Annotated in this window: 17 protein-coding genes; 12 read left to right on the forward strand and 5 right to left on the reverse strand. The window is 46.3% G+C overall.

Annotated features, from left to right (window positions below; all coding sequences use genetic code 11):
• The first annotated feature begins 5 nt into the window (after nt 1-5).
• Complete coding sequence (gene purD, locus BSU_06530) at nt 6-1,274, forward strand: phosphoribosylglycinamide synthetase (protein ID NP_388535.1); 1,269 nt, start codon at nt 6-8, stop codon at nt 1,272-1,274.
• Nucleotides 1,275-1,313: 39 nt separating this feature from the next.
• Here the strand turns inward: purD and yezC are convergent, their stop codons facing one another.
• The gene (gene yezC / locus BSU_06540; protein NP_388536.2) at nt 1,314-1,733 is read right to left on the reverse strand and encodes a putative transcriptional regulator (Lrp/AsnC family); all 420 of its coding nucleotides are present in this window, start codon (nt 1,731-1,733) and stop codon (nt 1,314-1,316) included.
• 143 nt (nt 1,734-1,876) lie between these two features.
• On the opposite strand from yezC, the gene yecA reads away from it, so the two are divergent.
• Nucleotides 1,877-3,151, forward strand: coding sequence for a putative amino acid exporter (yecA, locus tag BSU_06550; RefSeq protein ID NP_388537.2), 1,275 nt, complete (start codon nt 1,877-1,879; stop codon nt 3,149-3,151).
• Between the two features lie 14 nt (nt 3,152-3,165).
• On the opposite strand, the gene yezF is transcribed toward yecA, so the two are convergent.
• The gene (gene yezF, locus BSU_06559) at nt 3,166-3,393 is read right to left on the reverse strand and encodes a hypothetical protein (protein YP_003097691.1); all 228 of its coding nucleotides are present in this window, start codon (nt 3,391-3,393) and stop codon (nt 3,166-3,168) included.
• A 128-nt stretch (nt 3,394-3,521) separates the two neighbouring features.
• Here yezF and yerA point away from each other — a divergent pair, with 128 nt between their 5' ends.
• Genes yerA through yerC form a run of 3 tightly spaced genes read left to right on the forward strand, consistent with a single transcriptional unit; the run spans nt 3,522 to nt 6,603 of the window.
• A complete protein-coding gene (yerA, locus tag BSU_06560) occupies nt 3,522-5,264 on the forward strand; it encodes a putative adenine deaminase YerA (protein ID NP_388538.1) in 1,743 nt (580 codons plus the stop codon).
• Nucleotides 5,265-5,290: 26 nt separating this feature from the next.
• The gene (yerB, locus tag BSU_06570; RefSeq protein NP_388539.1) at nt 5,291-6,286 is read left to right on the forward strand and encodes a putative lipoprotein; all 996 of its coding nucleotides are present in this window, start codon (nt 5,291-5,293) and stop codon (nt 6,284-6,286) included.
• A gap of 2 nt (nt 6,287-6,288) precedes the next feature.
• A complete protein-coding gene (yerC, locus tag BSU_06580) occupies nt 6,289-6,603 on the forward strand; it encodes a transcriptional repressor-histidine operons (RefSeq protein NP_388540.1) in 315 nt (104 codons plus the stop codon).
• Nucleotides 6,604-6,637: 34 nt separating this feature from the next.
• Here the strand turns inward: yerC and yerD are convergent, their stop codons facing one another.
• Nucleotides 6,638-8,215: a putative osmotic shock glutamate synthase subunit (flavoprotein subunit, ferredoxin-dependent) gene (gene yerD, locus BSU_06590; protein ID NP_388541.1), complete on the reverse strand. Its 1,578-nt coding sequence runs from the start codon at nt 8,213-8,215 to the stop codon at nt 6,638-6,640.
• A 264-nt stretch (nt 8,216-8,479) separates the two neighbouring features.
• Between yerD and pcrB the strand changes: the two genes are divergently transcribed.
• The 5 genes from pcrB to yerI all read left to right on the forward strand — a co-directional run bounded on the left by pcrB (nt 8,480) and on the right by yerI (nt 15,855).
• On the forward strand, nt 8,480-9,166 hold the full coding sequence (gene pcrB / locus BSU_06600) for a heptaprenylglyceryl-phosphate synthase (protein NP_388542.1): 687 nt from the start codon (nt 8,480-8,482) through the stop codon (nt 9,164-9,166).
• A 61-nt stretch (nt 9,167-9,227) separates the two neighbouring features.
• Complete coding sequence (gene pcrA, locus BSU_06610) at nt 9,228-11,447, forward strand: ATP-dependent DNA helicase (protein NP_388543.1); 2,220 nt, start codon at nt 9,228-9,230, stop codon at nt 11,445-11,447.
• Between the two features lie 23 nt (nt 11,448-11,470).
• Nucleotides 11,471-13,477 carry a DNA ligase (NAD-dependent) gene (ligA, locus tag BSU_06620; protein NP_388544.1) on the forward strand — a complete coding sequence of 669 codons (2,007 nt, stop codon included), beginning with the start codon at nt 11,471-11,473 and terminating at the stop codon, nt 13,475-13,477.
• 15 nt (nt 13,478-13,492) lie between these two features.
• Nucleotides 13,493-14,683: a putative lipoprotein gene (gene yerH, locus BSU_06630; protein ID NP_388545.1), complete on the forward strand. Its 1,191-nt coding sequence runs from the start codon at nt 13,493-13,495 to the stop codon at nt 14,681-14,683.
• A 161-nt stretch (nt 14,684-14,844) separates the two neighbouring features.
• Entirely contained in the window at nt 14,845-15,855 is a 1,011-nt protein-coding gene (yerI, locus tag BSU_06640; protein NP_388546.1) for a putative kinase, read from the forward strand.
• A gap of 37 nt (nt 15,856-15,892) precedes the next feature.
• Here the strand turns inward: yerI and sapB are convergent, their stop codons facing one another.
• Nucleotides 15,893-16,591, reverse strand: a complete 699-nt coding sequence (sapB, locus tag BSU_06650) for a putative magnesium transporter (RefSeq protein ID NP_388547.1) — start codon at nt 16,589-16,591, stop codon at nt 15,893-15,895.
• Between the two features lie 106 nt (nt 16,592-16,697).
• Entirely contained in the window at nt 16,698-18,176 is a 1,479-nt protein-coding gene (opuE, locus tag BSU_06660; RefSeq protein NP_388548.1) for a proline transporter, read from the reverse strand.
• Nucleotides 18,177-18,589: 413 nt separating this feature from the next.
• On the opposite strand from opuE, the gene gatC reads away from it, so the two are divergent.
• Together gatC and gatA are read left to right on the forward strand one after the other, a co-directional pair.
• On the forward strand, nt 18,590-18,880 hold the full coding sequence (gatC, locus tag BSU_06670) for a glutamyl-tRNA(Gln) amidotransferase (subunit C) (protein NP_388549.1): 291 nt from the start codon (nt 18,590-18,592) through the stop codon (nt 18,878-18,880).
• A gap of 15 nt (nt 18,881-18,895) precedes the next feature.
• The gene (gene gatA, locus BSU_06680; protein ID NP_388550.1) at nt 18,896-20,353 is read left to right on the forward strand and encodes a glutamyl-tRNA(Gln) amidotransferase (subunit A); all 1,458 of its coding nucleotides are present in this window, start codon (nt 18,896-18,898) and stop codon (nt 20,351-20,353) included.
• Nucleotide 20,354: the final 1 nt, after the last annotated feature.

The following is a 20,354-nucleotide window of genomic DNA, read 5'->3' on the forward strand; positions in this document are numbered from 1 at the left end:
ACGACGTGAATGTATTAATTATCGGTAAAGGCGGAAGAGAACATACGCTGGCGTGGAAGGCAGCGCAAAGCAGCCTCGTCGAGAATGTATTTGCCGCTCCCGGAAATGACGGCATGGCAGCTTCCGCTCAGCTTGTAAACATTGAGGAAAGCGACCACGCAGGGCTTGTCTCATTTGCAAAACAAAATCAGGTCGGCCTGACCATTGTCGGCCCTGAGGTTCCTTTAATTGAAGGTCTGGTGGATGAATTCGAAAAAGCGGGCTTACATGTGTTCGGTCCGTCAAAAGCTGCGGCGATCATCGAAGGAAGCAAACAGTTCGCTAAGGATTTAATGAAGAAATACGACATTCCGACCGCAGAATACGAGACGTTTACATCCTTTGATGAGGCGAAGGCATATGTGCAGGAAAAAGGTGCTCCGATTGTGATAAAAGCAGATGGACTTGCAGCTGGAAAAGGCGTTACTGTGGCTATGACAGAGGAAGAAGCAATTGCGTGCTTGCATGACTTTCTTGAAGATGAAAAGTTCGGTGATGCGAGCGCGTCCGTTGTCATTGAAGAATATCTTTCTGGTGAAGAATTTTCTCTAATGGCCTTTGTCAAAGGGGAAAAGGTGTATCCGATGGTGATTGCCCAGGATCACAAGCGGGCGTTTGACGGAGACAAAGGCCCGAATACAGGCGGCATGGGCGCCTACTCGCCAGTTCCGCAAATTTCGGAAGAAACGGTCCGCCATGCTGTAGAAACGATCGTTAAGCCGGCTGCAAAAGCAATGGTACAAGAAGGCCGTTCCTTCACTGGCGTTTTGTACGCTGGATTGATGCTTACTGAAAACGGCTCGAAGGTCATTGAATTTAATGCCCGTTTCGGCGATCCGGAAACACAGGTCGTGCTTCCGCGCATGGAATCTGATCTGGTACAGGTGCTTCTTGATCTTTTAGATGATAAGGAAGTTGACTTAAGATGGAAGGATACCGCGGCAGTGAGTGTTGTGCTTGCATCAGAAGGGTATCCGGAAAGCTATGCAAAAGGCACGCCGATCGGCAGCCTTGCAGCAGAAACTGAGCAGGTCGTGGTCTTCCATGCCGGAACGAAAGCAGAAGGTGGAGAGTTCGTTACAAACGGGGGGCGCGTCGCCAATGTGACGGCTTTTGATGAAACGTTTGAAGCGGCTAGAGACCGAGTGTACAAAGCGGTTGATGAAATTTTCAAACCGGGACTCTTTTTCAGAAAAGACATTGGGGCACGCGCTTTAAAGGCTGCCCAAAAATAAGTGAGGAAAACCCGCAGAATAGCTGCGGGTTTTTTGTTATCAAAAAGCGGGATGGCAGCTAGAAGAAGAAAGCACAACGAGCGTGGTTGGTTTTCCATGGGCCATCGAGGTGTCAATAAAATCCTCAAGCGTATGTACCGATTCAGTCACGACCTTTGTCACATAGCTGTACATCCCCGTGATGCGGTGGTTTTCTGCTACATCAGGATGCGATGTTGCAAAGGCGGCGTAGTGCTTGCAGCTTTTCGGCTCCATGAGAATAAAAGCGGTGACATGCTTGTTTAGTTTTTCGTAACAGATATTCGCGCTGTAGCCGGTAATCACTCCTTTGTCTTCCAGCTTCCTGACACGCTCCGCCGCGCTTGGCGAGCTGAGTCCGACAAGCTTTCCCAGCTCAACCATCGTTAATCTGCCGTTTCGCTGCAAATGCGAGAGAATCTGAAGGTCTGTATCGTCCATTTGTCTGGCTCCTTTACATATTTAGGCGAATGAATGAAAATTCCTTTGATCGTAAGGTAATGCTGTTGATTTAACTTCATTGTAGCATATGGATGCCGTCTTATTTTTTCTATAATAAAGCCATCAATCAGAGAGGGGGCATCATGTTGCCAGAATTGCAGCGCTCTATTACTTGGATACAAGGGACGGCGTTAACGATTGGGGCGGTTTTAGGATGCGGGATATTAATCCTGCCGTCTGTCACCGCGGACACGGCCGGCCCCGCTTCTTTATTTGTTTGGGTGTTCATGTCCTTCTTATCCTTTTTTCTTGTCGGCACGCTGGCCCGGCTTGTGAAAATAGCGCCTAGCGCGGGAGGAATCACGGCTTATGTGCAGCTGGCCTTTCAGAAAAAAGCCGGGGCTATTTTGGGCTGGATCATGTTAGGGTCCGTTCCGATCGGCGTTCCCATCATCGCTTTGACTGGCGCGCATTACGTCAGTTACATCACAGAGGCGGCCGATTGGCAGATTACATTGATTGCTGGTTGCATGCTGGCTATATCTATTTTGCTTCATATGAGAGGGATTCAACTATCAGCAAACATTAGTACACTCGTTATATGTGTCATCGTATTTCTGCTTGTCACTTCTATTGCTGTGTCATTGCCACACGTCACGATAGCAGAATTCAAGCCGTTTCTTCCGCATGGCTGGTCTGCCGCTGGATCTGTTTCTGTTATGATTTTTTTCTCTTTTGTAGGCTGGGAAATGATTACCCCGTTGGCTGAGGAATTTCATCGTCCTGAAAAAGATGTCCCGCTCAGCTTGTTTTTGGCAGCGTCTTGTGTGGCGGGGCTGTATATCATGCTGTCATTTGTGACCGTGGGTACTCATTCATATGGAGAGAATGGAGAAATTGCATCGCTTGCCATGCTCATTTCAAAAGGAGCAGGAGAAAGCGGTGTATATGTCACGGTATGTTTAGCGCTGTTTATTACATTCGCCACCATCCATGCCAATATTGCCGGTTTTTCAAGAATGGTGTACGCATTGGCGAGAGAGGGGCACATACCCGTATTTTTTGGAAAACTCAGTGCGACAAAACGTACGCCTATTCGCGTTTTGACAGCGATGGCCGCAGTGTTTGGCTTAGTGCTTGCAGCGCATGGTCTGTTTCAAATCGATTTGACGACTCTGTTGAAAGGGCCGAGCGCGGCTTTTATCGCATCTTACATATGTACAATGGCGGCAGCACTGAAACTGCTGGGCAGGAGAGATATAGGCTGGTGGATGGCGCTCGGGGCATTTGTGGCGTGCGCGGTGATTTATTCATTCAGCGGCTGGGCACTGCTTTATCCGGCAGTGCTGGCAGCTGCAGGATATTTCTATATGAAAACAAAGGGTGGGCATAAAAAAAAGCTTGATCACGTTTTGTGATCAAGCTTTTCCATTTATCCGTTTTGATGCTCGTTATTTCCAGAATCGCTGTGTTGAAACATGTAGGTCACAGGACAGAAGCGCAAGATTCCCGAACCCGCTTTCATGGCCCCCATAAAGATGTAAAAGAGATGCATTCTGCACCAAGGTTTTTTCGTAAACTTTGCACTGGCGGCTGACATAATCGTCAATCCGCAGGCGATTCTGAACACGGCATTGATGAGACTGATGTTTGGCTTCAAGGAAATCCGCTCCTTTTACTTAAAAAAGTTTTTTAATCGAACCTTCAAAAATTTGTAACGTTTTTATCGTGCGTGATGAGGAAGGATGTGATACCATGAGTCTAATACATGTAAAGGAGAGTATGTGAATGTCCGAACGCACCTTTAACTGGAAAAACAAAGACATCAGGGCACAGGTTGATGTTGTAGACTCAAAGCTGCTTCCAACGCTCCTTTTACGGAATGCTCTCGTCTTAAATCCATATGTAAAACAATGGCTGAAAAAAAACATTTGGATTTATCAGGACCGCATTGTTTATGTGGGTCATGAACTTCCGAATAGAGCCGAAGAAATTCATACGATTGATTGTGAAGGAAAATACATTGTGCCAGGTTATATTGAACCGCACGCACATCCTTTTCAAATATATAATCCCCAAACACTGGCGGAATATGTGTCTCAATACGGAACAACGACATTCGTGAATGATAACTTATTTTTGCTTTTGCAAAGCGGAAAAAAGAAAGCGCTTACGATTTTGAATGAACTCAAAAAGCAGCCTGTCCAGTATTTTTGGTGGTCACGCTATGACCTCCAGACCGAGGTTCTGAACGAGGACCACGTCCTTCCATTTGACGTCAGAAAACAGTGGATTGAACATCCGGATGTGATTCAAGGCGGAGAAATGACCGGATGGCCTCGCCTGGTAGATGGTGATGATTTAATGCTCCACTGTATGCAAGCTACAAAGAAACAGAGAAAACGTATTGAAGGGCATTTTCCCGGCGCTTCTGATAAAACGCTTACAAAAATGAAGCTGTTCGGTGCGGATTGTGATCATGAAGCGATGACAGGTGATGAAGTGATGAGAAGGCTGGAACTGGGCTATTATGTTTCCCTTCGGAACTCTTCCATTCGCCCCGATGTAAGAAAAATCTTGCAAGAGCTGCATGAGAAGGGCTTCCGCTATTATGACCACTTCTTTTACACGACAGATGGCGCAACCCCGAATTTCTATAAAGGCGGCATGACAAACGAGCTGATTCGCATTGCGTTAGAAGAAGGCGTACCTGCAATCGACGCCTACAATATGGCATCATTTAATATCGCAAAGTATTACCAAATGGATGATTATTTAGGAGTTGTCGGACCGGGCAGACTGGCATCGCTAAACATACTGGAAGATCCGTTAAATCCGAATCCAGTGACTGTTCTGTCAAAAGGGACCATTCTGCGTGAAAACGGCTGTGATTTGAAGGCGTTTACAAAGACGGACTGGCACAAAGGCGGTCTTGTCCCGCTTGAGCTTTCATATGATATGACGATGGATGACTTGCAGTTTTCTATGCCGATGGGCGTGAAAATGCGGAATGCGGTTATTATGGAGCCATATATGATTGAGATCGACAATTCGATGGAACAGCTCTCGTTTGACCATGATGAAAGTTATTTGACGATGCTCGACAGACACGGGAAATGGCGCGTCAATACGATGATAAAAGGGTTTGCCTCAAGCGTGCAGGGATTTGTAAGCTCCTTTACGACGACGGGCGACATTGTCGCGATTGGAAAAAATAAAGCGGATATGCTGCTCGCTTTCGCCCGCATGAAAGAAATCGGAGGAGGAATTGTTTTAGCGGAGAACGGAAACATTCTGCATGAAATCCCGCTTGCGCTGTGCGGCTGCGCCTCTTCGGAAGCGTATGAAGACGTGCTTGAGAAGGAACAAAAGCTGAGAGATCTTTTGACTGAAAGAGGCTATGAGTTTTGCGATCCTATCTATACGCTGCTCTTTTTGCAAAGTACGCACCTTCCGTATATACGCATTACGCCAAGAGGAATATTCGACGTCATGAAAAAAACTGTACTCTTTCCATCGATAATGCGTTAAAATATAAAAGAGCAGGGAGCCGACATATGAAAAAATGGATGACAGTTTGCGCGCTGTGTTTCGTGTTTTTTCTGCTGGTATCCTGCCAGCAGAAGGATGCTGTCCCGGATACTGCAAAGAAGCTGAAAGCTCCTTTAACGGGGCTAAAGACTGAACAGAAAGTGACTGAACGCCGCCCTGTTGCTGTTGTGGTGAACAATCACCCGAAGGCGAGGCCGCAGTCGGGTCTGTCTAAAGCCGACATTGTCATAGAAGCGCTAGCCGAAGGGCAAATCACAAGATTTCTGGCCATTTTCCAAAGCCAGATGCCTGAAACTGTCGGACCTGTGCGGAGCGCGCGGGAATATTTCGTCACTCTCAGCAATGGCTTTGACAGCATATTTGTCCATCACGGCTGGAGTCCCGGCGCCAAAAAGCAGCTGGAATCCGGAGCTGCCGATTATATGAACGGATTGGATTTTGACGGAAGCTTATTTTGGAGAGCTGATTTCAGCAAACCGCCCCACAATTCCTATACGTCTTATGATTACATAAAAAAGGCGGCAGAACAAAAGGGTTATAAGCTGAAGCAGGAAACAAATCCGCTGCTGTTTCAAACATCAGATGCAAAACCTGCAAATGAATCTTACAATGTTCGGGTAGATTATGGAACAAATAACGTTACAAATCTTGTCGAATACAACTATGATAAAAAAGCTGAATTTTATACAAGAAGCTCTGATGGTGTCATAACGACAGACCGGGAAACCGGAAAGCCGGTTGCAATGCAAAATATTTTCATTGTTGAAGCCAGCCATCATATTATTGATCAAGATGGAAGGCGGGACATCGACTTGGAATCAGGAGGAAAAGGTCTGTTGTTTCAGCACGGAAACGTCATTGAAACAGACTGGAAACAAGTGAATGGCAGAATTGTGCCGGTAAAAGACGGCAAGTGGCTTCCGTTTGTGCCAGGAAAGACTTGGATCAATATCGTACCTGATCTTGATGCGGCTTCCATTAGTAAAGGAGAAGGTGTGTAACGATGCAAATCGATAAATTACGCGGCAAAGAGCTGGACCAGTTATTTAACTCGATCTTATCGCTGAAAGACCTGGAGGAATGTTACCGATTCTTCGATGATCTATGCACAATTAACGAAATTCAATCGCTGGCTCAGCGCCTTGAAGTGGCGCGCATGCTTCGCGAAGGAAACACGTATCATAAGATTGAAACAGAAACAGGCGCTTCCACGGCTACGATTTCCCGTGTGAAACGCTGCTTAAATTACGGAAATGACGCTTATGAAATGGCGCTTGACCGTGTGAAGGAGACGGAAACAGAGTCTTCTTCCAAATAAAAAACCGCCCTGCCGTCTGGCAAGGGCGGTTTCTTTATGAAACAAATTGATGGATCAGGTTGTCGATATTGATGATACTGCCATCCTCTTTCCGATAGACAACATGCTCCTTGGAAAAATGAATCGGCGAATTAATCCCTGCTGCGGCTGCAAGGTTAAATAGTCCCTCGCGCAATGAAATAACGTAGTTGCAGACACGATGCTGTTTTTCCTCAACGCTCAGTGCTTTTTGCAATTTCGGATCTGTCGTCGCCACACCTGCCGGACAGGTGTTGGTGTGGCAGACGAGAGCGCGGATGCAGCCAACGGAAAACATCATGCCGCGTGCGATGTTAACAAAGTCAGCGCCGAGGGCTAAGGCGACCGCGATTTTATCAGGAGTCAGGAGCTTTCCGGAAGCAAAGATTTTCAGCTGGCTGCGCAAGCCGTACTGTTTAAGAAGCGTGTCCACAATAGGCAGCGCTGTCATAATCGGAAGGCCGACTGTATCCGCGAGCTCGTAAAAGGAAGCTCCGGTACCGCCTTCACTTCCGTCGATCGTGATAAAATCCGGATGCTTTCCGCTTTTCTGCATATGAGAGAAAAGCTCATGCAATTCTTCAGGATGCCCTGCGACCAGTTTGATGCCGACTGGCTTTTGTCCGACATCTCTAAGTTTTTCAATAAAGTCGAGCATTTCAGGAGGGTTTGAGAATTCATAAAAGCGGTTCGGGCTGTCAATCGACTTTCCAGGTTCGACATTCCGAATGTCTGCCACTTCCTCTGATACTTTGGCGCCGTCCACATGGCCGCCGCGGGTTTTCGCTCCTTGTGCCAGCTTTAGCTCAAACGCTTTAATCTGGTCAATCCTGCTTTTTCTTTTAAATTCCTCCCACGAAAATTCCCCGTTTCTTTTGCGCACGCCGAATAGGCCCGGTCCGATTTGGCAAATGATATCGGCGCCGCCCTTTAAGTGATATTCAGACAATCCCCCTTCACCTGTATTCATCCAGGTGCCGCCTGCCAGATGGAGCCCTTTTGAGAGCGCCGTAACAGCCCGTTCTCCAAGAGAACCGTAGCTCATGGCAGACTGGCCGACTAAGCCCTTCACATAAAATGGCTTCTCGCATGTATGCTCGCCAATCACCTGTACATCATCAGGATGGAGAAAATACGGGTCTGCCTTGATATGTTCGGCATGCTCCTTGCGTTTGAACAGATTGTCAGCATCCATTTTATAGATTTGGGTTTCAATTTTTGGCGTTTGATTTACATGCATTTCTTCCCTTTGTTTTGGAAACATAGCGTTACGGATATAATAGCCAGGTTTATCAAAATCTCTTACAGATCCAAAGCCCATCATTCTGCTTTTGTATTTGCCGGAGATGACGGTTTGCTCATATTCCTTTCGTGAAAATGGCTGCTCTTCATTGTCATTGCTGTATAAATACTGTCTGAGCTCCGGCCCGATTTTTTCAAGGATATACCGAAACCTTCCGATGACGGGATAGTTGCGAAGAATTGAGTGCTCCTGCTGTTTTTCATCCTTTATGTAGATCCAGGCAAACAAGACGATCGGGATAGCGATGATCCCAATGATAAATGCGATGAGTGCTATTATGATGGTTTCCATCTCTCAGCCTCCCTTTTTATGTAACCATTTCCACAGTAGAACACTTTCCAAACAATAGCAGAAGGAATCTGGTGAAAAATGTGTGCTCCTGCCGATACAGGACTCACCATGCAGGTACTGCCATATGCTCTCTTTTTTTATGAAAAAAGAATCAAAACACCTTTTTCAGTGAATAACGAGATTAACGGCTTTTTCCGTTTTTCCGCGCTATGTGAATTTGTTATAATGTTTAAATGGTAACAAACGAATGGAGGAACGTATGACGTGTACGATGTAACGGAGTGGAAGCATGTCTTTAAACTCGATCCAAATAAAGATTTGCCTGACGAACAGCTGGAGATTCTTTGCGAATCAGGAACGGATGCGGTCATTATCGGAGGAAGCGATGGTGTGACAGAGGATAATGTCCTGCGGATGATGTCTAAGGTAAGACGGTTTTTGGTGCCGTGTGTCCTAGAGGTATCAGCGATTGAAGCGATTGTTCCCGGCTTTGACTTATATTTTATTCCGAGTGTATTAAACAGCAAAAACGCGGATTGGATTGTCGGAATGCACCAGAAAGCCATGAAGGAATACGGAGAACTGATGTCTATGGAAGAAATCGTGGCGGAGGGCTACTGCATCGCAAATCCAGATTGCAAAGCCGCGGCACTGACTGAAGCGGACGCCGATCTGAATATGGATGATATTGTCGCCTATGCGCGTGTGTCGGAGCTGCTGCAACTGCCGATTTTTTATTTAGAATACAGCGGCGTGCTTGGAGACATAGAAGCTGTCAAGAAAACGAAGGCTGTATTGGAAACGTCCACCTTGTTTTACGGCGGCGGCATCAAGGATGCGGAAACGGCCAAGCAGTACGCAGAGCATGCGGACGTGATCGTTGTAGGCAATGCGGTGTATGAAGATTTTGACAGGGCTTTGAAAACAGTAGCGGCTGTGAAAGGCGAGTAGTAAATTGTACGGATTTGGTTTATGATAGAACGTATGTTTTGTATAGGCGGGTGAACAAATTTTGAATTATATTAGCAATCAATTACTAAGCGGTTTAAACCCCGTTCAGCAGGAAGCAGTCAAAACAACGGACGGGCCTCTTTTGCTGATGGCGGGAGCGGGTAGCGGAAAGACGCGTGTCCTGACCCATAGAATTGCTTATTTAATGGCAGAAAAGCATGTGGCGCCGTGGAACATTCTGGCGATCACATTTACAAATAAAGCGGCACGCGAAATGAAAGAACGTGTGGAAAGCATCCTCGGACCCGGCGCGGACGATATCTGGATCTCCACATTCCACAGCATGTGCGTGCGGATCTTGCGCAGAGATATCGACCGGATTGGGATCAACCGAAATTTCTCCATCCTTGATACGGCTGACCAGCTTTCAGTGATCAAGGGGATTTTGAAGGAGCGCAATCTTGATCCGAAGAAGTTTGACCCGAGAAGCATCCTCGGCACGATCAGCAGTGCAAAAAACGAATTGACCGAACCGGAGGAATTCTCTAAAGTTGCTGGCGGCTACTACGATCAGGTGGTCAGCGATGTATATGCTGATTATCAGAAGAAGCTATTGAAAAACCAGTCGCTCGATTTCGACGATTTAATTATGACGACGATTAAACTGTTTGACAGAGTGCCTGAAGTGCTTGAATTTTATCAGCGCAAATTCCAGTACATCCACGTTGATGAGTATCAGGATACGAACAGGGCACAATACATGCTCGTTAAGCAGCTTGCCGAGCGTTTCCAGAACCTTTGCGTTGTGGGGGATTCTGATCAGTCAATCTACAGATGGCGCGGCGCGGATATCACCAACATTCTTTCATTTGAAAAAGATTATCCGAATGCAAGCGTGATTTTGCTAGAACAAAACTATCGTTCAACGAAACGGATTTTGCGCGCGGCTAACGAGGTCATTAAAAACAACTCTAACCGCAAACCGAAAAATTTGTGGACGGAAAATGATGAAGGCATCAAGATTTCCTATTATCGCGGTGATAATGAGTTCGGTGAAGGACAGTTTGTGGCCGGCAAAATTCATCAGCTTCACAGCACAGGCAAGCGGAAGCTGTCGGATATCGCCATATTATACCGGACAAACGCGCAGTCCCGTGTGATTGAGGAAACGCTTCTCAAAGCGGGCTTGAACTATAACATTGTCGGCGGCACAAAGTTCTATGACAGAAAAGAAATTAAAGACATTCTTGCGTACCTGCGCCTCGTATCCAATCCGGATGACGATATCAGTTTCACGCGCATTGTCAATGTGCCGAAGCGCGGAGTCGGCGCGACATCACTTGAAAAAATCGCTTCGTATGCGGCCATAAACGGCTTGTCCTTTTTCCAAGCGATTCAGCAGGTTGATTTTATCGGCGTCAGTGCCAAAGCGGCAAACGCGCTTGACAGCTTTAGACAGATGATTGAAAACCTGACCAATATGCAGGATTACTTATCCATTACAGAGCTGACAGAAGAAATTCTTGATAAGACGGAATACAGAGAAATGCTGAAGGCTGAGAAATCGATCGAAGCCCAAAGCCGTTTAGAAAATATCGACGAGTTCCTGTCTGTTACGAAAAACTTTGAACAGAAAAGTGAAGACAAGACACTCGTTGCGTTCCTGACAGACTTGGCATTGATCGCAGATATTGATCAGCTCGATCAGAAGGAGGAAGAGTCAGGCGGCAAGGATGCGATCACCCTGATGACACTGCACGCCGCGAAAGGACTGGAGTTTCCGGTTGTTTTCTTGATGGGGCTTGAAGAAGGCGTCTTCCCGCATAGCCGTTCACTCATGGAGGAAGCGGAAATGGAAGAAGAACGCCGCCTTGCGTACGTTGGGATTACAAGGGCGGAACAGGAGCTTTATCTGACCAATGCTAAAATGCGCACCTTGTTTGGCCGGACAAATATGAACCCGGAATCTCGCTTCATTGCTGAAATACCGGATGATTTATTGGAAAACCTAAATGAGAAAAAAGAAACAAGAGCGACGTCTGCGAGAAAAATGCAGCCGAGACGCGGCCCTGTTTCACGCCCGGTATCCTACGCCAGCAAAACAGGCGGCGACACCTTGAACTGGGCAGTCGGAGATAAGGCGGGCCATAAAAAATGGGGAACAGGAACTGTCGTCAGCGTGAAAGGCGAAGGAGAAGGGACAGAGCTTGATATTGCCTTCCCGAGCCCTGTCGGCGTGAAACGCCTGTTAGCAGCATTTGCTCCTATTGAAAAGCAGTAATTGAAGAGGAAAGGAAGAAGCAGATGGACAAAGAAACAGCGAAGCAGCGGGCAGAAGAACTGCGCCGCACCATCAACAAGTATAGCTATGAATATTACACCTTAGATGAACCGAGCGTCCCAGATGCCGAATACGACAGATTGATGCAGGAGCTGATCGCGATCGAGGAGGAGCACCCAGACCTCAGAACGCCTGACTCTCCTACGCAGCGCGTCGGCGGAGCCGTGCTTGAAGCGTTTCAGAAAGTCACCCACGGCACACCGATGCTCAGTCTGGGCAACGCCTTTAATGCTGATGATCTTCGTGATTTCGACCGCCGTGTGCGCCAGTCCGTCGGCGACGATGTGGCGTATAATGTGGAGCTGAAAATAGACGGTCTTGCTGTTTCTCTCCGTTATGAAGACGGCTATTTTGTCAGAGGGGCCACAAGAGGTGACGGGACGACGGGAGAGGATATCACGGAGAATCTGAAGACGATCCGCAATATCCCCCTTAAAATGAACCGTGAGCTGTCGATCGAAGTGCGCGGCGAGGCGTATATGCCGAAGCGTTCGTTTGAAGCACTCAATGAGGAACGGATTAAAAATGAGGAAGAACCGTTCGCCAATCCGCGAAATGCCGCGGCGGGATCTCTCAGACAGCTCGATCCGAAAATTGCAGCGAAACGAAACCTCGATATCTTCGTCTACAGTATAGCGGAGCTTGACGAGATGGGTGTAGAGACGCAAAGCCAAGGGCTTGATTTTCTCGACGAACTCGGATTTAAAACGAATCAGGAACGAAAAAAATGCGGCAGCATAGAAGAAGTCATTACGCTGATCGATGAGCTTCAGGCGAAGCGCGCGGACCTGCCGTACGAAATAGACGGCATTGTCATTAAAGTCGATTCTCTCGATCAACAGGAGGAGCTCGGTTTTACGGCGAAAAGCCCGCGCTGGGCCATCGCGTATAAGTTTCCTGCTGAAGAGGTCGTGACGAAGCTTCTCGATATCGAATTAAATGTCGGCAGAACGGGTGTGATTACGCCGACTGCGATTCTTGAGCCGGTAAAAGTTGCCGGCACAACGGTCTCAAGAGCATCCCTTCATAACGAAGATTTAATTAAAGAGAAGGACATTCGGATTTTGGATAAGGTTGTCGTCAAAAAAGCGGGCGATATCATCCCGGAAGTTGTGAATGTCCTCGTTGACCAGCGCACAGGAGAAGAAAAGGAATTCAGCATGCCGACGGAATGTCCTGAATGCGGCAGTGAACTCGTCCGGATCGAAGGAGAAGTGGCGCTTCGCTGCATTAACCCTGAATGTCCGGCGCAAATCCGGGAAGGGCTTATCCATTTCGTTTCCCGGAATGCCATGAACATTGATGGGCTCGGCGAACGAGTGATCACACAGCTGTTTGAGGAAAACCTTGTCCGCAATGTGGCAGATTTATATAAGCTGACGAAGGAACGAGTCATCCAGCTCGAGCGCATGGGCGAAAAGTCCACTGAAAACCTGATCAGCTCCATCCAAAAATCAAAAGAAAATTCGTTAGAGCGCCTGCTGTTTGGGCTTGGCATCCGTTTTATCGGATCAAAGGCCGCAAAGACGCTTGCCATGCATTTTGAAAGCTTGGAGAACCTGAAAAAAGCCTCTAAAGAGGAACTTCTCGCGGTAGATGAAATCGGTGAAAAAATGGCTGATGCTGTGATCACCTATTTTCATAAAGAAGAAATGCTTGAACTCTTGAATGAACTTCAGGAGCTGGGCGTAAACACGCTCTACAAAGGCCCGAAAAAAGTAAAAGCAGAGGACAGCGACTCTTACTTTGCTGGTAAAACAATTGTTCTGACAGGAAAGCTGGAAGAGCTGTCAAGAAACGAAGCCAAAGCGCAAATCGAAGCGCTGGGCGGAAAGCTGACTGGAAGCGTCAGCAAAAACACAGACTTAGTCATCGCCGGAGAAGCGGCGGGAAGCAAGCTGACAAAAGCACAAGAGCTGAACATTGAAGTGTGGAATGAAGAACAGTTAATGGGAGAGCTAAAGAAATAAGAGGAGTGTTTTCTATTGAAAAAGACGTTGGCATTGGCGGCAACGGCGGCAGTATTAATGCTGTCTGCCTGCTCGTCAGGTTTCGGGGGGGAGAAGGAGGAAGAGATTACGCAAAAGACGGCGAAATCGTCAGAAAAAGCGATTGTCCCGAAATATAATATCTCTGACTCCTATTACAAAATGGTGCTGCCGTTTAAGGCAGGCAAAGCGCGCGGCTTAACAACGGAACAGCTGAATACAAGGCTGGACATTGACGAATTTGAAACAGGGCTGATGCGCCTTGCCCAAGATTCTTTCTCAACTGACGATTATCTGTTCCAAGAAGGACAATATTTAGATGAGGATACAGTATTAAGCTGGCTGGCACGGAAAAAAACGGGCTCTGATTTGAAAAAAGCCGAAAAAGAAGATAAGAACTTCAAAAATGAAGGCTTGAACCCGGCGCTCCCGAGTTCTGGTTCAACAGAAGAAAAGAACGAAAGCAGCCCAATTTATTTAGCATCCATGCTTGAGCACGATTATTTAGTCAGAAAAGACAAGAATTCTATCCAGCTTGGCGGCGTCATGATCGGACTGGCGTTAAACTCAGTGTATTACTATCGTGAAAAAACTGGCGACCCGCAAAAAGAAGTGGAGATTAAAGACAGCACGCTTCGCCAGCAGGGAGAAAAAATTGCACAGGAGGTTATTAACCGCCTCCGCAAAAAAGATAACTTGAAGAATGTGCCGATTACCGTGGCGCTCTACAAGCAGGCGTCAAAAACATCGATTGTGCCGGGGAACTTCATCGCCAAAACAGAGGTCAAAGCAGGCTCTACTGATATCTCAAATTGGGATGACATCAATGAAAAATATGTATTCTATCCGGCGGATACAACCACAGCAGAAAAGTACCCGGATGACACCGAGGTCTTTAAGCGGTTCAAAAACTCAATTGAAGAATATTTCCCGAACTATACAGGCGTTGTCGGTACAGCGCTGTATGAAAATGATGAAATGAAGAAAATGAAGATTGACATACCAATGCAATTCTACGGAAAAAGTGAAGTTGTCGCGTTTACCCAGTTCTTAACGGGTGAAGTGATGGACTACTACTCTAAGAGCTCAGTTGATGTCGAAGTCAATATCACGTCCTCAGACGGACAGGAAGCGGTCATTATCCGCAATGCCGGAGATAAAGAGCCGACTGTTCACATTTATGACTGATAGAAAACCCTTGTGCCATATTGGCACAAGGGTTTTTATGTTACAATTAACAGGAAAAGGGAAAATATTTTCACTTCTGCCGAAACACAAATCAAGGGGAGGTATGTTGATGCTGGAAATCGTGTGAAAACAATCATTATCAAATCTATAGCAATGAAAGGATGTTAGACGTGCATAAAGATATCAAAAAAATATTTCATGAAGAGCAGGTTTTGGCAGAAGCTGCAGCGAGATACGGTTTCTCAAAAGATCAGGTGCGTTTTCTGGCTGATGCGGAAAACTATGTATATGAATGTATGAAAGACAATCAACCTTATATTTTAAAGATTACCCATACGATTCGGAGATCTTCTGATTATATGATGGGAGAGATGGAATGGCTCCGTCACCTTGCAATAGGGGGAATTTCAGTAGCCAAACCGCTCCCGTCGCTGAACGGAAAAGACGTAGAAGCAGTGCCGGACGGAAACGGCGGGTCATTTTTATTGAGAGTGTATGAGAAAGCGCCGGGGCAAAAAGTGGATGAATCGGACTGGAATGAAACGCTATTTTATGAGCTTGGCAGATACACAGGCAGCATGCACAGCCTGACAAAAAGCTACAAATTGAGCAATCCCGCTTTCAAAAGACAGGAATGGGATGAAGAGGAGCAATTAAAGCTGAGAAAATATGTGCCTGAAGATCAGATAAAGGTGTTTCAGCAAGCCGATTCTTTGATGAATGAACTGCGGAGGCTCCCGAAAAGCCAGGACAACTACGGCTTGGTGCATGCGGATCTGCACCATGGCAATTTTAACTGGGATCATGGCAAAATCACGGCATTTGATTTTGATGATATCGGCTACAACTGGTTTGTTAACGATATTAGCATTCTTCTCTACAATGTCCTGTGGTATCCTGTTGTGCCATATGATGATAAAGCTGCGTTTACAGAAGAATTTATGACGCATTTTATGAAAGGGTACTGGGAGGAAAATGAGCTTGACCCTGCATGGCTGATGATAATACCTGATTTCCTCCGCCTTCGCCATATGCTGATTTACGGATTGCTGCATCAGATGTTTGACCTTAACACAATAGGAGAAGAGGAAAAAGAAATGCTGGCCGGTTTCAGAAGAGATATAGAGAATGGCACGCCGATTACAGCATTTGATTTTTCAGCACTGGTGTAGATAGAAAAAGCCAATGGGATTCCAGTCCCATTGGCTTTTATAATGTATCACACTTCACGCCGACTACGCCTTCAATGGCTTTAATGTCATAGTAGACATCGGTCGTGTATCTGTTTTTATGGACGCGGACCTTCACTTCCATAATTGGAAAATCCTTTTCGCCTAGGTCGTCGATCCGAACGGAGTGTGCTTTGATATCTCTTCTTTTCATTTCTTTTAAAATCTCTGTCATTTTGTCTTTATCAGAAAGTGACATTCTGATGCGGATGTCTTTTTCCTGCAGGCGGTCGGGGCCGATTTTTCTGACCACCCATGGGAGAAATTCCACACTGATCAGGATGAACAGAAGACTGGCAAACGCTTCTTTATAAAAACCGGCTCCCGTAGCAAGCCCGAGCCCCGCTGCCCCCCAGATCATGGCCGATGTCGTCAGGCCGGAAATGACATCATTGCTTTTTCGCAGGATGACACCGGCGCCGATAAACCCGACGCCGGAGATGATTTGTGCCGGCAGACGAAGCGGATCCATCATGATGCGGTAGTATTTAGGGAAATGATATGCCGCATTAATACTGACGATCGTCAGCATGCATGAGCTGACTGCGATGACAATACAGGTTTTTAATCCGAGCGGCTTATTTTTTAATTCGCGTTCAAGCCCGATGACCATGCCAATCAATGTGGCAATGCCCAATTTCAATAAAATATCAGGATCAATATACCAGCTCAACAGCAAACTTCCCCCTTCTCTATGGTGTTTTTAAATAAATATGATTTTCTCACAGTATTTATAGCAAAACAAGAGCACAAAAGCCACCAAGCTGCGCTTGATGGCTTATTGCTTACTTTTTGCGTTTTAACAGCTTTTCCATGACACCGAATAATCGGTAAGAGGCTTTTGCAGGACGTTTTGTGATCATGCTGACAATGATGCCGGCAATCATACTGAGAATAAACCCAGGGATGATTTCGTACACACCGGTTGATTTTGCCAGGCCGGTTGTAATCCAGATCAACACGGTCGCAGCCCCGACAATCATGGCAGCAAGCGCGCCCCATTCGTTCATTCGTTTCCAATACAGACTGAGCAGAATCGCAGGCCCGAAAGCTGAACCGAAGCCGGCCCAAGCGTATCCGACCAAATCAAGAATGGTGCTGTTCGGGTTCAATGACAAGAGTACCGCGATAACGGCAATGACTAAGACGGACAATCGCCCGATCATGACCAATTCTTTATCAGAAGCTTTTCGTCTGAAAAATGACCGGTATAAATCCTCTGTTACAGCACTTGCTGTGACCAAGAGCTGTGAGGAAATCGAACTCATGATGGCAGCCAAAATAGCTGACAATAAGAACCCTGTAATTAATGGGTGGAACAAGATTTTAGAGAAGATAATGAAAATCATCTCCGGATCTTTTACAGCAACTCCGAATTTATGGGCGTATGCAACACCGATTAAACCCGTCAGCACGGAACCTAGAACTGTAATGATCATCCAGCTCATGCCGATTCGGCGTGCAGGTTTTAAATCTTTAATGTCTTTAATGGCCATAAATCGGACGATGATATGAGGCTGGCCGTAGTAGCCCAACCCCCAGGCTAAATAGGAAATAATGCTAATGACGCTCGCGCCTTTAAAAATATCCAATAAATGTGGATTAACAGCGTCGATTTCATGGAAAGTCGGAGCAACGCCGCCCACATGGGTAAAAGCAACGATCGGCACAAGCACTAGTGCTGCAAACATGATCGCACCCTGCACGAAGTCAGTCAGACTGACAGCAAGGAAACCGCCAAACAGTGTGTATAACACGACAACTGCGGTGGTCAGAAACAGGCCTAATTTGTAATCCGCACCAAAAGCAGATTCAAACAGCCGTCCGCCAGATACCATACCGGAAGAGGTATACAATGTGAAAAAGATCATGATGATCAATGCAGATACGATTTTCAGCAGTGATGAAGAATGCTGGAATCGTTTATCAAAGAAATCAGGAATTGTAATCGCATCATCTGCCGCTTCTGTATAAGCACGCAGCCTTGGAGCCAGCAGCAAGTAATTTGAGTACGCCCCGATTGTAAGACCTAAAGCAAGCCATAAGGTGGACAGCCCTGTCGCAAACATCGCGCCGGGAACACCCATCAGCATCCATCCGCTCATATCGGCCGCGCCGGCAGACAAAGCAGTAACGAATGGTCCGAGGCCTCTTCCTCCAAGCATGTAATCATTGATGTCAGTGGTTTTCTTGAATGCATACCAGCCGATTAACAGCATGGCAATAAAGTAAATTCCTAAAGATATAATAATTTCAATACTCACGTTTTACCCTCTCTTCATTTCTAATAATGTTGCATCACCTCTCAAATTGATGGTGCCAGTTAAGCAGCCTGGCGTAAGTGCAAAACAAAAGAAATTCTTTTGCGGGTGCACTTGGTAACTTAACCTAACAAAGTATTCCCGGCCATTCAAGCGATGAAACATTGATCATAAGCTGGAAATACCGTTGCAAACCTAGAAGGGAATAAAGAATAAAACGCTTTCAAAAAATAATTAAAGTAAAAATATTCAGAAAAATATTTCGTTTCTCCTTCTCCTCATTTTAGTATAAAATATATAGGGTATTGTTTCGAAAACACAGGCCTGTCTCAAGGCGTTTTGTTGCTTTAAAGGGCTTGTTTTTGATATGATCAGTATTATATGACTTAACGGAGAAATATGTGGAGGTGGATCATATGTCACGAATTTCAATAGAAGAAGTAAAGCACGTTGCGCACCTTGCAAGACTTGCGATTACTGAAGAAGAAGCAAAAATGTTCACTGAACAGCTCGACAGTATCATTTCATTTGCCGAGGAGCTTAATGAGGTTAACACAGACAATGTGGAGCCTACAACTCACGTGCTGAAAATGAAAAATGTCATGAGAGAAGATGAAGCGGGTAAAGGTCTTCCGGTTGAGGATGTCATGAAAAATGCGCCTGACCATAAAGACGGCTATATTCGTGTGCCATCAATTCTGGACTAAAGGAGGGACACAAGAATGTCATTATTTGATCATAAAATCACAGAATTAAAACAGCTCATACATAAAAAAGAGATTAAGATTTCTGATCTGGTTGATGAATCTTATAAACGCATCCAAGCGGTTGATGATAAGGTACAAGCCTTTTTGGCATTAGATGAAGAAAGAGCGCGCGCATACGCGAAGGAGCTTGATGAGGCGGTTGACGGCCGTTCTGAGCACGGTCTTCTTTTCGGTATGCCGATCGGCGTAAAAGATAATATCGTAACAAAAGGGCTGCGCACAACATGCTCCAGCAAAATTCTCGAAAACTTTGATCCGATTTACGATGCTACTGTCGTTCAGCGCCTTCAAGACGCTGAAGCGGTCACAATCGGAAAACTGAACATGGACGAATTCGCCATGGGGTCATCTACAGAAAACTCAGCTTACAAGCTGACGAAAAACCCTTGGAACCTGGATACAGTTCCCGGCGGTTCAAGCGGCGGATCTGCAGCTGCGGTTGCTGCGGGAGAAGTTCCGTTTTCTCTTGGATCTGACACAGGCGGCTCCATCCGTCAGCCGGCATCTTTCTGCGGCGTTGTCGGATTAAAACCTACATACGGACGTGTATCTCGTTACGGCCTGGTCGCATTTGCGTCTTCATTGGACCAAATCGGACCGATTACACGTACGGTTGAGGATAACGCGTTTTTACTTCAAGCGATTTCCGGCGTAGACAAAATGGACTCTACGAGTGCAAATGTGGACGTGCCTGATTTTCTTTCTTCATTAACTGGCGACATCAAAGGACTGAAAATCGCCGTTCCGAAAGAATACCTTGGTGAAGGTGTCGGCAAAGAAGCGAGAGAATCTGTCTTGGCAGCGCTGAAAGTCCTTGAAGGTCTCGGCGCTACATGGGAAGAAGTGTCTCTTCCGCACAGTAAATACGCGCTTGCGACATATTACCTGCTGTCATCTTCTGAAGCGTCAGCGAACCTTGCACGCTTTGACGGCATCCGCTACGGCTACCGCACAGACAACGCGGATAACCTGATCGACCTTTACAAGCAAACGCGCGCTGAAGGTTTCGGAAATGAAGTCAAACGCCGCATCATGCTCGGAACGTTTGCTTTAAGCTCAGGCTACTACGATGCGTACTACAAAAAAGCGCAAAAAGTGCGTACGTTGATTAAGAAGGATTTCGAGGACGTATTTGAAAAATATGATGTTATTGTTGGACCGACTACACCGACACCTGCGTTTAAAATCGGTGAAAACACGAAGGATCCGCTCACAATGTACGCAAACGATATCTTAACGATTCCGGTCAACCTTGCCGGCGTACCGGGAATCAGTGTGCCATGCGGATTAGCAGACGGACTTCCGCTCGGCCTGCAAATCATCGGAAAACACTTTGATGAAAGCACTGTATACCGCGTTGCTCATGCATTTGAACAAGCAACAGACCATCATAAAGCAAAACCTGAACTGTAAG

The organism is Bacillus subtilis subsp. subtilis str. 168 (genome assembly GCF_000009045.1).
Lineage (GTDB): Bacteria > Bacillota > Bacilli > Bacillales > Bacillaceae > Bacillus > Bacillus subtilis.